Annotated in this window: 16 protein-coding genes; 5 read left to right on the top strand and 11 right to left on the bottom strand. The window is 52.3% G+C overall.

The genetic code is table 11. The annotated features are described in order from the left end of the window. Position 1: 1 nt before the first annotated feature. The 4 genes from PGL01S_RS11805 to PGL01S_RS11790 all read right to left on the bottom strand — a co-directional run bounded on the left by PGL01S_RS11805 (position 2) and on the right by PGL01S_RS11790 (position 3,519). On the bottom strand, positions 2-796 hold the full coding sequence (locus PGL01S_RS11805) for an ABC transporter permease (protein ID WP_127494775.1): 795 nt from the start codon (positions 794-796) through the stop codon (positions 2-4). Positions 797-811: 15 nt separating this feature from the next. Continuing rightward, complete coding sequence (locus tag PGL01S_RS11800) at positions 812-1,867, bottom strand: aliphatic sulfonate ABC transporter substrate-binding protein (RefSeq protein ID WP_127494773.1); 1,056 nt, start codon at positions 1,865-1,867, stop codon at positions 812-814. A gap of 27 nt (positions 1,868-1,894) precedes the next feature. Then, a complete protein-coding gene (locus PGL01S_RS11795) occupies positions 1,895-2,662 on the bottom strand; it encodes an ABC transporter ATP-binding protein (protein WP_127494771.1) in 768 nt (255 codons plus the stop codon). A 251-nt stretch (positions 2,663-2,913) separates the two neighbouring features. Then, entirely contained in the window at positions 2,914-3,519 is a 606-nt protein-coding gene (locus PGL01S_RS11790) for a TetR/AcrR family transcriptional regulator (RefSeq protein WP_127494769.1), read from the bottom strand. Positions 3,520-3,689: 170 nt separating this feature from the next. On the opposite strand from PGL01S_RS11790, the gene PGL01S_RS11785 reads away from it, so the two are divergent. Beyond that, a complete protein-coding gene (locus tag PGL01S_RS11785; RefSeq protein WP_127494767.1) occupies positions 3,690-4,754 on the top strand; it encodes an SDR family oxidoreductase in 1,065 nt (354 codons plus the stop codon). On the opposite strand, the gene PGL01S_RS11780 is transcribed toward PGL01S_RS11785, so the two are convergent. From PGL01S_RS11780 to PGL01S_RS11770, 3 genes are all read right to left on the bottom strand, one after another. Then, positions 4,744-5,127 (bottom strand): winged helix-turn-helix transcriptional regulator, encoded by a 384-nt coding sequence (locus PGL01S_RS11780; protein WP_127494765.1) that lies wholly within the window; start codon positions 5,125-5,127, stop codon positions 4,744-4,746. The genes PGL01S_RS11785 and PGL01S_RS11780 overlap by 11 nt on opposite strands. Before the next feature lie 109 nt (positions 5,128-5,236). Then, positions 5,237-5,863: a nitroreductase family protein gene (locus tag PGL01S_RS11775; RefSeq protein WP_127494763.1), complete on the bottom strand. Its 627-nt coding sequence runs from the start codon at positions 5,861-5,863 to the stop codon at positions 5,237-5,239. A gap of 98 nt (positions 5,864-5,961) precedes the next feature. Then, the gene (locus PGL01S_RS11770; RefSeq protein ID WP_127494760.1) at positions 5,962-6,309 is read right to left on the bottom strand and encodes a winged helix-turn-helix transcriptional regulator; all 348 of its coding nucleotides are present in this window, start codon (positions 6,307-6,309) and stop codon (positions 5,962-5,964) included. A gap of 141 nt (positions 6,310-6,450) precedes the next feature. Between PGL01S_RS11770 and PGL01S_RS11765 the strand changes: the two genes are divergently transcribed. Then, the gene (locus PGL01S_RS11765) at positions 6,451-7,341 is read left to right on the top strand and encodes an alpha/beta fold hydrolase (RefSeq protein WP_127494758.1); all 891 of its coding nucleotides are present in this window, start codon (positions 6,451-6,453) and stop codon (positions 7,339-7,341) included. Next, complete coding sequence (locus PGL01S_RS11760) at positions 7,338-7,847, top strand: dihydrofolate reductase family protein (protein ID WP_127494756.1); 510 nt, start codon at positions 7,338-7,340, stop codon at positions 7,845-7,847. The genes PGL01S_RS11765 and PGL01S_RS11760 overlap by 4 nt, the downstream gene beginning before the upstream one ends. A gap of 18 nt (positions 7,848-7,865) precedes the next feature. On the opposite strand, the gene PGL01S_RS11755 is transcribed toward PGL01S_RS11760, so the two are convergent. Further along, positions 7,866-8,219, bottom strand: coding sequence for a winged helix-turn-helix transcriptional regulator (locus PGL01S_RS11755; protein WP_127494754.1), 354 nt, complete (start codon positions 8,217-8,219; stop codon positions 7,866-7,868). Between the two features lie 261 nt (positions 8,220-8,480). Between PGL01S_RS11755 and PGL01S_RS11750 the strand changes: the two genes are divergently transcribed. Together PGL01S_RS11750 and PGL01S_RS11745 are read left to right on the top strand one after the other, a co-directional pair. Beyond that, the gene (locus PGL01S_RS11750) at positions 8,481-9,356 is read left to right on the top strand and encodes an aminoglycoside phosphotransferase family protein (RefSeq protein WP_127494752.1); all 876 of its coding nucleotides are present in this window, start codon (positions 8,481-8,483) and stop codon (positions 9,354-9,356) included. Between the two features lie 130 nt (positions 9,357-9,486). Next, positions 9,487-11,121 carry a response regulator transcription factor gene (locus PGL01S_RS11745; RefSeq protein WP_127494750.1) on the top strand — a complete coding sequence of 545 codons (1,635 nt, stop codon included), beginning with the start codon at positions 9,487-9,489 and terminating at the stop codon, positions 11,119-11,121. 306 nt (positions 11,122-11,427) lie between these two features. On the opposite strand, the gene PGL01S_RS11740 is transcribed toward PGL01S_RS11745, so the two are convergent. From PGL01S_RS11740 to PGL01S_RS11730, 3 genes are all read right to left on the bottom strand, one after another. Continuing rightward, complete coding sequence (locus PGL01S_RS11740) at positions 11,428-12,264, bottom strand: carbohydrate ABC transporter permease (protein WP_174806555.1); 837 nt, start codon at positions 12,262-12,264, stop codon at positions 11,428-11,430. 11 nt (positions 12,265-12,275) lie between these two features. Then, positions 12,276-13,172, bottom strand: coding sequence for a carbohydrate ABC transporter permease (locus PGL01S_RS11735; RefSeq protein WP_127494748.1), 897 nt, complete (start codon positions 13,170-13,172; stop codon positions 12,276-12,278). A 115-nt stretch (positions 13,173-13,287) separates the two neighbouring features. Next, positions 13,288-14,679 carry an ABC transporter substrate-binding protein gene (locus PGL01S_RS11730; protein ID WP_127494746.1) on the bottom strand — a complete coding sequence of 464 codons (1,392 nt, stop codon included), beginning with the start codon at positions 14,677-14,679 and terminating at the stop codon, positions 13,288-13,290. Positions 14,680-14,821: the final 142 nt, after the last annotated feature.

The following is a 14,821-nucleotide window of genomic DNA, read 5'->3' as shown; positions in this document are numbered from 1 at the left end:
ATTATCCCTCCCCGCCTAAGGAATCCCGCCAGCGCAAAAGTCTCTTCTCCGCCAGCCTTACCAGCGAATCGGTAACCTTGCCAACTACCGCGAACACAATAATGCCTACGAAAATAACGGACGTCAGCGAGAACGATCGCGCGTCGTTAATGATATAACCGATGCCGGAGCTGGAGCCCATCATCTCGGCTACGACCAAGCCAAGCCAGCTTACCGCGATGGAAAGCCGAATGCCGAGAAAGAGAGAAGGAAGAGAGGCAGGAAGAATAAGCTTCGTAATCGTCTGCCATCTCGTAAATTCCAGCACGCGCGCTACGTCAAACAAATTGCGGTCTACGGAACGGACGCCAAGGAAGGCGTTCACGTAGAGGGGGAAGAAGGCCCCCTTTGCGATGAGAAGGATTTTGGACGTCTCGCCAAAGCCGAACCACAAAATAAAAAGCGGGGCCACGGCAAGGTGAGGCAGCGTCCGGAGCAGCTGCAGCGACGGATCGAGCAGCCGCTCGGCTTTGAGCGAGAAGCCTACCCATAATCCGGCCGCTAAGCCCAGCCCACCGCCGATAAGGAACCCAAGCGCTGCCCTGCCCGCCGAAACGCGCAGGTTGCTCAGCAGCTCGCCCGAGGAGAGCATGCGTCCGAATTCGTCCACAATGTCCTTCGGAGGAGGGATCAGCACGGCATTCACCCATCCGTTTGAGGACGCGATCTGCCAGATGACCAGCACGGCCAGCGGAACCATCATTCCGATCAGCACGTGAACCGCGCGAAACGCAAGCTTATTCCTCGTTATCTGCATGATTACACCTCTTCTTTACTTAAGAGCTTTTTCGATGTATTGGTTGTCGAACACGTCAGCGACCTTAATCTGTTTGCGGATAGTGCCTAATTCGTATTGGAAATCGGCCGTTTTTTGCTGCTCGGCGATTGTCTCGTCGCTTACCGGAATATTAATCATGGTCGAACGGTCCTGAATGCCCTTCACCAGTTCAAGCGGAATGCTGCGCTCGTCGGCGTAACGCTTGAAAGCCTCGTCTTGATTGTCCGCTTCCCATTTGCGAGCCTCTTCGAATGTCTTCAGATACAGCGTCACAAGGTCCGGATACTTCTTCGCAAATTCCGAACGAACCAGCTGGAACGACGGGGACAATACGCCTTCGCTCTCGCCGTCTGCCAGCACGCGGGCTTTGCCGCTCAGCGTATTCAGGGAAATGTACGGATCCCATACCGCCCATGCGTCTACCTTGCCGCCCTCGAAGGAAGGCTGCGTCTCATCCGGCTGCAACTGAATCTCTTGAATATCGGATTGCTTCAGACCGGCCTTATCCAGTACCCGGTAGAGGAAGTTGTAAGCGTTGCTGCCCTTCGTTACCGCTACCTTCTTGCCTTTCAGATCGGCAATGCTCTTAATGTCGCTGTCTGCCGGAACAATGATCGCCACGTTGTTCTTGCCGTCGAGCAGCTGCGAGATGATCGTGAAATCAACGCCTGCCGCCTGCGCCGCGATCGGAGGCATATTGCCCATGCCGGCAAAATCGAGATGATTGGAAGCCATCGCTTCAATCATCGGAGGACCGCTTTGGAACTCTACCCATTCCACCTTGGCGCCCAGCGCTTCAAAGGCAGTTTCAAACCATTTCTCCTCTTGCGCTTTGCCGAACAGGCCGCCCTTGCCCTGCACGCCGATCTTAACGGTTACGCCGTCATAGGAAGCCGGAGCCGTCGAGGCATTGCCTTCCGCATTCGCCGAAGCACCAGCCGATTCGGCAGGCTTGTTGTTGCCGCCGGCATTGTTATTGGAATTGCCGCAGCCCGCTACGATAAGAACCAAAGCGATGATTGCCGTTATCAAACCGTATTTTTTTCTCATATATACGCATCTCCCTTAAGTTTCCGATTAAATGCCTGCACCCTGATCAAGCAGGGGCGGCTGTTCTACCTTTTCAAACTCGCCAAGCACCTTCGAGCGAAGCTCCTGGAAGGCTGCTCCCGTCCGCTTGCGCGGGTAGGGAAGATCCACGTTAATGACATTGCGGATATGGCCGGGTCGCGGGTTCATAATAACGACCTTCTCCCCGAGGAATACCGCTTCGTCCAAATCATGCGTCACGAACAGCATCGTCGTCTTGCTGCTTCGCCAGATGTCGAGCAGCGCCTCCTGCATGTGCGTCCGGGTAAAGGCATCCAGCGCGCCGAACGGCTCGTCGAGCAGCAGAACCTCCGGCTTGCGGAGCAGCGCTCTCGCAATCGCGACCCGCTGGGCCATCCCGCCGGATAACTCCTTCGGATAAGCCTTCTCGAACCCCTTCAGGCGTACCAGCTCAATCAGCTCGTCGACCTGGCGGCGAACTTGCGCGTTGCCAAGCGACAGGTTGGCGGCAATGTTCTTCTCGACGGTCAGCCATGGGAACAACCTGGGCTCTTGAAAAATAAAACCTTTATCCACGCCCGGTCCCGTAATGGCCTTGCCGTTTAACTCGACCGTTCCTTCGTAAGCCGTATCCAGCCCTGCTACGATCTTGAGCAAAGTACTCTTGCCGCAGCCGCTTGGTCCGATGAAGGTAACGAATTGTCCCCGCTCTACCTGCAGCCGAATATTGCTTAGCGCTACCACAGGTCCTGCAGGAGCCGCAAAAGTCTTGTTTAATCGCTCAATCGTTAGCATGAATACCGCCTCCAGCTTAATCTAAATTTTTCACACCGATTTACTTGGGATTATAGTTATAAAAAATGGGGCATCTGCCCTCGTCGTTTGTACCCTCGCCAATCTCTGGATGTCCAGTCGATATTTCGGCGTACTTTTCCACAAACCGAATAATCGCTCGGTTTGTTATTGGCTAAATTGTAGCAGTGGCCCCCATTCGTTGTCAATCACAAAAAAAAGCGAGTTCTGCGCAGCCGCGCAACCCGCTTTTCCTACTGCTTGGTTCGTGTCGCGAATAGAGCGACAATCGAGCTCGCTTGCGCATGGATCGGCACCTCCGCGCCGGGAACCTTCTGCAGGGTTAAGCCTTGAATCAAGCTTACGAAATAATAGGCAAGCTCAAGCGGATCGCCGCCGACAACAAGCCCCTCCTGCTGGCCCTGCTTCATCATGGCCGCGACCGGTCCAAGGTTGTTCGTAAAGCGCTCCGTAACCGCCTTGCGGATCTCTTCGGAGGAAGCATCGGACAAGCGCGACGTATGAATAAGAATGGTATAAGCCCAGCTATTCTCAAGAGCAAGCCAAGACTCAGCTAGCATAAACAGCTTCTCCAAGGCCGGACATTCCTGTTCTGCAATTCGGGTGACGTGGTCTCCGTAACCCGTCTGACCCCTTCTCAGAATCTCGCTTATAATCTCGGTTTTCGATTTAAAGTAATGATACATGTTGCCTATGCTCATGCCTGCTGCCGCAGCAATATCGTTGATGCTTACCGAACCGATCCCTTTTACGGCAATGGTCTCGAGAGCGGAATCTAGGATGTGGTTAATTCTTTTCTCCCTTTGCATGAGATCCTTTTCTACGTTTCTAGGCGACATAAAACAAAGCAGCCCCTTTCTTGACCTCCATTATAGCAGAGGGCATGAAACAGGGCGATCCCGGCCTTGCCATGGTTACCTGAAGGTTCGTATAGGAGTTGAAAGTGCGTACTTCACGGCTTCCCTTTTCTGTTTCACAATAGTCATCAGAAGCAGAGGAGGAATGTTAGATGAGAACAACAGACACATCCAAAACAGCCCTGGTCGTAGGTGCAAACGGCGTAATCGGACGGAATCTGATTGATTATTTGAGGACGCTTCCCGAATGGGATATTATCGGCGTGTCGCGCCGCGGCGGAGAGGCTTCCGATCGGGTGCGGTATATCGCGGTTGATCTTCTGGACGAAGCGGATACCCGGGAGAAGTTAAGCGGCCTGACCGCCGTTACGCATATCTTTTACGCTGCCTATCAGGATCGGCCGACGTGGGCTGAGCTTGTGGCCCCCAACCTTGCCATGCTCGTCAATGTAGTCAATGCCATTGAACCGATTGCGCGGGATCTGCGGCATATCAGCCTCATGCAAGGCTATAAAGTATACGGGGCGCATCTTGGTCCCTTCAAGACGCCGGCGCGCGAGACGGATGCCTATCATATGCCGCCTGAATTTAATATCGATCAACAGCAATTTCTTGAGCGTCGGCAACCGGAAAGCAGCTGGACATGGTCGGCCCTCCGTCCATCGGTTGTTGCCGGTTTTGGGCTAGGAAACCCAATGAACCTGGCGATGGTTATCGCCGTCTACGCTTCCATGTCCAAGGAGCTTGGGCTGCCGCTTCGATTCCCGGGAAAACCCGGGGCTTATCACAGCCTGCTGGAGATGACCGATGCGAATCTGCTTGCCCGCGCAACCGTATGGGCGGCTACCGACGATCGCTGCGCCAATCAGGCTTTTAACATTACCAACGGCGACCTCTTCAGGTGGAACGAGCTCTGGCCGAAGATCGCTGCCTATTTCGGACTCGAAACCGCCCCTCCGTTACCGATGTCGCTTGAGGTCGTTATGGCGGACAAAGAACCTCTCTGGAATGCTCTGGTCGATAAATATGATTTGCAGAGAATCAACTATAAAGAAGTCTCCTCCTGGCGGTTCGGAGATTTCGTGTTTTCCTGGGATTACGACTTCTTTGCCGACGGCTCAAAAGCCCGCCGCTTCGGGTTCCATGACTATATCGACACGGAGAAAATGTTTATGGACATCTTCGAGGACTTCCGCCGGCGGAAGGTCATTCCTTGATTTCATTATCGGATACCGGAGGCTGGAACAGCACCTTTCCTTTGCCGCCGTACTTTTTGTCGATATACCCATCGCCCCACCGGCACATCGCATGCAGGATATCCTTCAGACTCCACCCGTAATCCGTTAACTCATATTCGACCTTCGGAGGTATCTGATTATAGGAAATGCGGTTGATGATTCCATCCCTCATGAGTTCATTTAGTTGCTGCGTCAGTACTTTTTGCGAGATCTCGGGGATTAGGCGCAGGAATTCGCCATTACGCTTCTTGCCGAATGTAAGATGGAACAATAGGACCGGCTTCCACTTGCCTCCGATCGCTTCGAGAGTGGCTTCGACCGCGGTATTGAAAATTTTCTCTTCATTTTGCATAACCTGGAATCGCCTCCTATGCTCAACTTTATCATTTTACCTCTAACAGGAGTACCATTCCGAAGCAAAAATAAAGGGCGTCCATACGATGGACGCCCTTCCCTTTTATTTAGAAACGCTCAAAGCTGACGAACTCGCCAACCGGCTTGCGGTAGCCGCGTACCCGGCGGTTCGATGTATCTTCTTTCCCGATGCCAATGAGCAGAGCGGGAACATAACGGTCCGGCACGTCCAGCGTCTTCATCATCGCCTCCGGATCAAAGCCGATCATCGGGCTCGTGTCCCAGCCTTTCTCTTTGGCGGCGAGCATGAACAGCATGGCGGATAGATTCGCGTTGCGGATAGCCTCGTCCCGCTTGAAAGTTTCGCCGCGCTCTTCGTAAAATTGCTGCACGGACTCGACGGTATGATCAAACTCTTGTTTATTAATAACGCCGAGATGCAGCAGCCCTTCATTAAGCTCAGCCGTGTTCTGATGCGCATCCAGGTGGCCGAGTACAAGAATAACAGCCGAAGCGGTTTTTACTTTATACTGCTTGTTTGCCGCTTCATATACTTTCTGCTTCATCTCCTCGTCCCTAACGACAACATAATGGGCATGCTGCAGATTGAAGGACGACGGCGCGTATTTCACAAGATCAAAAATCTCGTTCAGCTCTTTATCTTCGATGGAAACCCCTTTAATGAATTTGTTTGCGGATCTTCTCTCTGTTACTACGGATACGAAATCGTTCATTTCGCCCGCCTCCTCTATGTATAATTTGAATGCGTGTATTATCTTTAATTTAATTATCTTAACTTTAAGACATTTGAAATGGAAAGGCAAGCCTTTTTTTAAGCCTGCCTACTCTCCTTCTTCTCTTGTGCCAGATAGGCGCCATACTGCTGGGTCCACGTCCACATTGCTTCAAAAATCGGCTTCAGGCCCTGGCCGCTCTCCGTCAGTTCATATTCGACATGCAGGGGTACGCCCGGATAAATCGTGCGGGTGACAATTCCCTTCTCCTCTAACAACCGCAGGCGGTCCGTTAAGGTTTTGGGGCTGATCGGCTCCAGTTTGCGGCGCAATTCTCCAAATCGCCGGGTCCCGTTAAACAGTTCGAATAAAAGAAGAAGCATCCATTTGCCATCTAAAATCTCCAGAATCGGTTCTACCGTGCCCGGACAGGATTGGTCCATCATCCTGCTTCCCTCCCATAGTTCATTTTTTGAAACTATTGCACATTAATGTAACTACTTTTCAAATGTACCATATCTCCCTTATGATGTGAATCAAGCAAGAAAGAAAAAGTTAATAAATGGATTTGAAGAGGAGGCTGAACGTTGAATAGACCTTTTAATTTAGATCCTGCAGAGTATCCGTTTACCGATCATTGGCTGCCCTACCGTGACGGTCGCATTCATTACCTGGATGAAGGGCAAGGACCAACGGTTCTTCTGCTGCACGGCAATCCGACTTGGTCATACCTGTACAGGAATGTGATCAAAGAGCTTCGCGGGGAATGTCGTCTCGTTGCTCCGGATTACCCGGGGTTTGGCATGTCAACGGCTCCCGAAGGCTATCGGTTTACGCCGCAAGAGCAATCGGAAGCCATTCAATATCTCATTCGTCATTTGGAACTACGGGACTTTGTTCTTGTCGTTCAGGATTGGGGAGGTCCGATCGGGTTGAACTACGCCGTACAGCACCGCGAGAACCTTCGCGGGATTCTCGTGATGAATACATGGGCCTGGCCGGCGACCATTTTACCGATGAAACTGTTCTCGCTCGTTATGGGGGGATGGCCAATCGGGTATTGGCTTCAGACACGCCGCAATTTTTTCGCCAAAGCGATTGTGCCACACGGGATTTACCAGACCGGCAAAGTGACGGACAGCTTGCGAAAGGCTTACACGGACCCGTTCCCTACCCCGAAATCCAGAATACCTACCTGGGTCTTTCCGGGACAAATCCGCAAGGCGCGGGAGTGGCTCGCCGGTATCGAATCGAAACTGTCGAACTTGGCCGATCTGCCCGCCCATATTCTATGGGGAACAAAGGACAGCGCGGGCTTCCCGCTTGGGCAAATGGTCAAATGGCAGCGCTATTTGCCTTTTAATGAAACCGAAATACTGGAGGATGCCTCGCATTATGTACAGGAGGACCGGCCGGACCGGGTAGCGGCATCCATTCGGGAACTTATGAACAGAACCAGAGGAGGAGTATTACGATGAAAACGATTTTATGGGCAACATTAAGCGCCAACGGTAATTACGCGCAATCGGGTCCCGAAAACCCGCCAACCAAGGAAGCCTTGCAAGACTTCGCAGCGCAGGCTGGAGCAGCAGGGAACTTTATTGTAGGACGCCGGACCTTCGAAGGAATGCGGGGCAGCGGCAATCCCGACCCATTCGGCGGAATCGACATCGTGGTTATCTCCAGGAATACAGCGGAAATCCCCGGGGTAAAGGTTGCGAAATCGCCGCAAGATGCCTTGGAATACCTGCAGGAGCGAGGGCATCAGACTGCTCTCATTAGCGGTGGAGCGGATATCCATAATTCGTTTCTGGCTTCGGGTCTGGTAGACGAATTGATCTTTAACGTGGCGCCTGTATTAGAGGGTAAAGGGTTAAATCTTGTCACAGAGAAAGATCGGTACCAATTCAAACATGTAGAACTGTTGGACTGCAAGCCGCTAGGCGGCGGTGTCGTTCAGCTGCGTTATGGCATCGACAGATAAGTTGCAGTTGCATGCGGATCAATCGGACTTTTTCTCTAAACGATCTGCCCCATGCAGCGATTCCATATGCTCGATATGCTCCTCGCCCCAATCGTTCATCACCTGCAGCACCTTGCTTAATCCTTGGCCGTACTCCGATATCGAATATTCCACCTTCGGAGGAACCTGATTATACACCTCGCGGTGAACGATATCATTATACTCAAGCTCTCTTAATTGCTGGGTAAGCATTCTTTTGTTAATGTCCGGTATGGCTTTAAGAAGCTCGCTGAATCGCATCGTCCCGTTGGCGATAAGCTGTAGCAGGATAACGGGCTTCCACTTGCCAATCAATATATCGAGCGCCGATTCGAATTTGCAATATTGCTTCATGACCTCTCCACCCCTTATGCTGCGCTAGGTAACTTTTTATTTCCTATACGATACTCTGCGGGAATCCGTCGTCAAAGCGGTTGAGCTGCTGCTCCAAGCCAAATAAATAAACGCCCGATGAATGCCTGCCTGCGCTTCGCGACATTCATTAGGCGTTTTTTGTGTTATAGCCGTTTTCTCCTTTGATATGCCGAAGACAGGTTGCTATGATCTAGTTACGATTTGCGATGCAGCGACTAATTTAAGAAAAGGGGCGAGTTTATGATTGAAATTACGACTGAGCTGGTGCATGGATTAATTAGCAGTCAATTTCCGGAATGGAAGGACTTAGAGATCAAGCCCGTGGAAAAAAGCGGGCACGATAACCGTACCTACCGGTTAGGCAACGAAATGACCGTACGCCTGCCGAGCCATGAACGTTACGCCTCCGCCGTTGCGAAGGAGCTGCTCTGGCTTCCCGTGTTTAAGCCTCTCCTATCTCTGCCGATACCCGCTCCCGTTGCTCAGGGCAAGCCTGCCGCGGAGTATCCTCTTCCTTGGTCCGTTAACCGCTGGCTCGAAGGCGACACCGTTACATATGCCAACATCCGCGATCTCAACGAATTTGCCGAAGACCTTGCCGGCTTTCTGAAGGAACTGGAGGCGATCGATGCGAAGGATGGCATCCCTGCAGGCATACAAAACTTCCATCGCGGGGGAAACTTAGCCGTATACGATTCCGACTCCAGAACGGTCATCGAGAAGCTGGAGGGCGAGTACGACCGGAAGCTTCTAACCGAGATTTGGGAGCTGGCCCTGGCGACGAAATATGAAGCGTCTCCGCTATGGCTTCACGGCGACGTTGCCGTAGGCAATCTGCTTGCGCGGAATGGCCGGCTATCCGGCGTCATCGACTTCGGAACCATGGGTGTCGGCGACCCCTCCAGCGATCTGGTCATGGCATGGAACTTTTTAGACGAGGCCAGCCGCAAAGTATTTTTGAATGCCATGAATGTCGATCAGGGTACCATAGATCGCGCCCGAGGCTGGGCCCTATGGAAGGCGCTTATTACTTACGCCTGGAATGAGCCGGGCTCGGAAGCTTCGGATTGGGGCAAGCGCGTTATCGATGTTATTGTTCAGGACTACGGCAGCTAAGCGGATATCCCTCAAAATTGACATAACAGGTCCATTCTTTACGCTTATCCCGCAGCCCGATTCAAGCCAATCCGCCTTTCCGGTATAATTATTTTAATATTTCGTAAAAATTCGAATCCGGGTGAGCGCTATGCTAAAAGTAATGATTGTCGAGGACGAACCGCTTATTCGCGCTGGCTTAAAGCATTATTTCCCGTGGGAGCAGCTCGGCGTTGGCGGAATTGTGGAGGCCGAGAATGGCAAGGCCGGCGTTGACGTGGCTCTGCGGGAAAAACCGGATTTAATCGTGACCGATATACGCATGCCCGAGATGAACGGGCTCGAAATGATCGAGCAGTTAAAGCCGCTGCTTCCGAATGCCAGCTTTATCATTCTTACCGGCTACAACGAATTCAAATATGCGCAGGAGGCTATTCGTCTCGGCGTTGTTCAGGAGTATTTGCTTAAGCCGCTGGAGTATGACGTCAGCATGGAGGCGATAACGGCCTGCATCAACCGGCTGGAGCAAAAGCGGGAAGAACGGCGGAAGAAGCAGGACTTCGAGGCAAAAGCCGCAGAGCTGACGAAATGGCAATATGGCCAGGCTGTGAAGCAGCTCATGGACGGAAGCTTATCCGATCTGCCGGGCTGGAGACAGCTGCTTGGACTTAACGAGCAGTCAGAGCCGACTTACGTGGCGTTAGCGGCAAGCTGCTTTGGCCGAGGCGGACTGCAGCAGGAGCGCAAATGGCGTCAGACGGCGGAGCAGCTTATCGGCAAAGCGGCTGCCGACATTTCCCCGGTGCATCGGCTTATGGGCTATACGAGCAGAGGCAGGCTTTACGTTCTGTTGGTACTGGCAGGACTATCCGATCCGGCAGAGGCAGGCCAGCTTCTGAGCAAGCGGCTAGCCTCTTCTTTAAATCCTTTGCATCCCGATACTCGGCTTTATCTCTCCGTAGGGGCAGCAACGTCCGATCCGGCACAAGCCGGCGTTGCACTCAAGTCCGCCGGACAAAGCCTGCTTCAACGTTTTGCTTCACCCGAACAATGGTTGATATCGGCGGATCAAGGGCCGGTTGACGAATCCCCCGCAGGCGGCGACCGCTTCGTCTCGCTTCACCCGGATGACCGCAAGAAGCTGCAAGCCTGCCTGGAGCAAGGGGATTCCGCTGCTGCCGGCGAGCTGATGGACAGGTTGCGCGAGCAATCGGAGAAAGCTCTGCCCCATATTGAAGCGGAACAATGGCTCGTATTCCTGCAGGAGATCATTAACGTCACCCTGCGCTTTGCCCACAAGGAGGGCATACCGACTCAGGGAGTATCCAGCGAGAAGCTGCTTGATTTGTCTTTTGTCCATGACTACGGAACCCTTAGGAGCTTATTTGATTATTTGGCGTTATGGGTCGTGCACCTGAATGATGTCTATTCCAAGCAGACTCATTCCGCTTCCCAGGAGAATGCGGTGTTCAGCCAGATTAAAGGGTTTATCGAGAAAAATATTGATCAGGAGCTTAGCCTGCAGATGGTAGCCGATCATTTCTTCTATAACCCCTCGTATTTAAGCCGGCTGTTCAAGTCGAAGCTGAATCAGAACTATTTGAGCTTTGTCACCGAGATTCGCATTGACTACGCCAAAAAGCTGCTGCGCGACCCTAACCGGCTTGTGACCGACGTATGCGCGATGTGCGGTTACAAGAGCTACAAGCATTTCGTGAAAATGTTCCGGCTTGTGGCTGGCGCAACGCCAACCGACTATCGCAGGCAGCTGGGCATTATGCATTAAAAAGAAAGTGGGCTATTCCATTCGTCACTAAGCGACAAAGGAATAGCCCACTTGCAATCAGATTGCCTATAACGGCTAACTACATTGGATTTCACGCAGTATAATACGGCATTTTTGGCCGGCTGATTGCACTACGTTGGATTGACTACAGTATAATGGGCTCAATTTGCTGATTTCGGCTCCATCCTCCCTCTTTTACTGGAGCGAATCCAACGTAGCTGTCGAACTACTTTCTCAAGTCCTGTTTTACTGGAGGGAATCCAATGTATGGAGGATTGCTGCATCAAATCTTGTTCATAGTTACTCTTACCCTTTCACGGCCCCCATCGTAATGCCTTGCGTGAAGGCTTTCTGGAACAATAGGAAGATCACAATCATCGGAAGCGAAGCGAAGGCCGCGCCAGCCATCAACACGCCGTACGGCGTCGTATATTCTCCCTTCAGCGTTGCGACGCCAAGCGGCAGCGTCATCATAGGGGTAGAGCGGATCATAATGAGCTGGCTGAAATAATCATTCCAGGCATTGATGAAGGTAAAGATCGCAAGCGCCCCCAGCGCAGGCTTGAGCAGCGGAAGCACGATGCTGTAATAGAGCCTCAGCTCGGAGCAGCCGTCCACCTTGGCCGCCTCGAGCAGCTCCCCGGGCAAGGTCTGCGCGAACTGTTTAACGAGAAAGATGCCAAAGGGCCAGCCGATCGCGGGAAGAATTAACGCTTTATAATGGTCGATCCAGCCGAAGTCGGCAATCATCGTGAATAGCGGGACCAGAATAACCTGCTTGGGCAAAGCCATAGCTGCGACAAACAACGTAAAAATGATTTTTCGTCCGGGAAACTGCTTTTTTGCCAGCACGTAACCCGCCATGGAGGCTACGAGGCATACGCCCGCCATCTCTGCCGCGGCAACAAAGAAGCTGTTGAAGGTCCAGCGCCAGACGGGATTTTTGAACAGAACCGTGAAATTATCGAGCGTTGGAGCGTGCGGGAACCATTCCGGCGGAATAGCCACTGCCACATTTTGCACCTTGAAGGCGCCGGTTACGATCCAATAAAAGGGAAAGACAAAAAACAAGGCCACCGCAAGAAGCACGATATTCGAGATCAGCTTTTTTGGTTTTTTTCGAAACGGCATGGATGCATGCATGAGTTCTCCTCCTAGTACTCGACGTCGCTGCCCAGAAATTTGAACTGAATGAGCGAAATGATGCCAATGACAACCGCCAGAAGCATGCCCATCGCGGCTGCTACGCCAAACGACCCCAGCATAAACGCTTTCTCGTACACGCCGTACATGACGGTCGAAGTAGCGTTAAGCGGCCCCCCAGCGGTAAGGAGCTGGACAATCGCAAAGGTCTGGAACGTATTAATCGTCGTGATAACGATAATGTACAGATTGGTTGGCATCAGCATCGGCCATATGATCTTCCGGAAAATTTGTCCCGGGGTAGCCCGGTCAATTTGAGCGGCTTCGATATAAGAGGTTGGGATATTCCCCAAAGCGGCTACGTACAGAATAATCGGCTGGCCGACGGAGGTCGTCACAAGCACCGCGATAATCGCGAATAACGCCGTCCGGAGATCGCCCAGCCAGGCAATGGGCTCCGCGCCAAACAGGCTGGTTACATAGTTCAGAATGCCGTAATTCGGGTCATAGATAGAGGCCCATACCACGGTGATGCTGACTACCGAGGATACCGCCGGCAAGTAAAATACGCCCCGGAAGAAGGATCTCGCGAGCTCGCTTTTCCGGTATATCGTGTTGGATACAAAAATCGAAAAGGCAATAACGGCCGGGACGGTAATAAGAACGATCAATATCGTGTTCTTCATCGATTTCAGAAACGTCTTATCCCGGAACAGATCGGCATAATTGCGGAGGCCAATGAATTCGAATCGGTTCAGACTGTAGTCGAACAAGCTGATATAAGCGCCTCTGAGCATCGGATAAGCGACGAACAGCAGGAAGAAGGCAAGAGCGGGAAGCAAGAATAAATAACTGGCCAGCCATTCGCGCCATAATAAGCGTTTGGATTTTAGAGCCGTCAGAAGCATAATGCGTCTCTCCTTTCTTTCTGAAAAAAAGAGCAGCGCAGAGGCGCATATAAGCCGGTGCAAGCTTGGCTTCTATGTCGTTCAGCCTATGCGCTGCTCAGTGTAGTACGCTTTCCTATTTCAGCTGGGCTTTGGCCTTCGCAATCGCTTCGTCGGCGCTTTTCGCAAAGCTGTCCAATGCCTCTTTGCCGGTCTGCTGGCCTAGCAGAACGCTTTGCAGCGCCGGGAACCAGTACGTGCGGATTTCCGCATAGCCGTCCGCGATGGTCGGAGGTGCCGTAATGAACTGGCGCGCAAGCTCCGAGTAAGCATATTCCTCGTCGTCGTACAGGCCCGTAACCGAATTGCGAACGGACAAGCCGCCGGTCTGGATCAGATTTTTCTTGCCGTATACTTCGTCATTGGCTACAAAATCGATAAACGTTTTTGCGGCCGCAATCTTCGCATCGTCGCCGTTGTTGAAGATCGCCATGCCTCCCAAATAGGGCTCCAGCTTAGGCGCTGATCCGTCCAGCGTCGGGAACGGCAGCAGCGCTTCTTCAAACTCCGCTTTTTTGAGCGTCGAGTTCTGCGCTTTCAATACGGCCGAGTAGTTGATGGAGAAGGCCACTTTACCTTGCAGGAACAAATCGTTGACATCGGAGGCCGCGAGAGCAGCCGAGCCCGAAATGACCAGCTTATCCTTCTGGGCTTGGGCAATCCAGTCCAGCGCCGCGCCGGCTTGATCGGTATTAATCGCAATGGCGGAGAGATCATCCTTCAGGAAAGACGACAACCCAAGATTCGCAATATACGCCCGCGTGCCTTGGTCGCCCGCTTGGCTCTTGGCGAAGAAGACGGATGGAATAACGTCCAGTGCCTTCTCTTTCACCGCTTGCAGCGCAGCCTTATACTCGTCAAAGCTCCATACGCGGTCCTTGCGGTCCAGCGGAAGCAGATCGAGGGCGCCTATTTTCTCGAATACCGTTTTGTTTACGGCCATCATGAACGGAGCCGTGTTAATCGGGTACATAACCGTTTTGTCGCCTACCATGGACTGCTTCCAGAACGCATCCGGAATATCGCTGCGCACATCCTGCGGGATCATGTCGTCGAGCGGTGCGAGCAGTCCTTTTTTGCCCCAGTCGATGATACGTCCGGGAGCGTCATAGATGACATCGGGAGCGGAGTTGGAGGCAATCGCCACGTTCAGCTTCTCCGGCCCTCCGTCGAATGTAATCATCTCGAGATTCACTTTAATTTCCGGGTGTTTCTGGTTGAATGCGGCAATCATTTCTTTCTCGTACTTGCCAACCTCACCGTCTAAAGCCTGGAAGTTGGGAAAGTTCCACCATGTAATCTCAACGGGCTTTGCGGCCGGTGTTGCTTCACTGCCGCCCGATGCGGTATTCTGCGGTTCGCTGGTTGTCTTGTTGCCTGGCGCATTGTTGTTGGAACTGCAGGCTGCCGTAAGCATAACTAACAAGATGGTCATCAGCATTGCTGCCTTCTTGGTCCGTGCTGCCATTTCTATTCCCCCTGCTCCTGATTGAAGACAAGCAGCTGCAGCTTGCTCGTCTCCTGCCGTTTAAGCATAATTTATTTGAAAAAGGGGGAGAATCCCCCGGTTTTTACATGACATTCCCCTTTTTTTACGTCATCTCGTCTAT

This window comes from Paenibacillus glycanilyticus NBRC 16618 (genome assembly GCF_004000805.1).
GTDB classification, from domain to species: Bacteria; Bacillota; Bacilli; order Paenibacillales; family Paenibacillaceae; genus Pristimantibacillus; species Pristimantibacillus glycanilyticus.
This window is presented reverse-complemented; position numbering and strand designations above follow the sequence as displayed.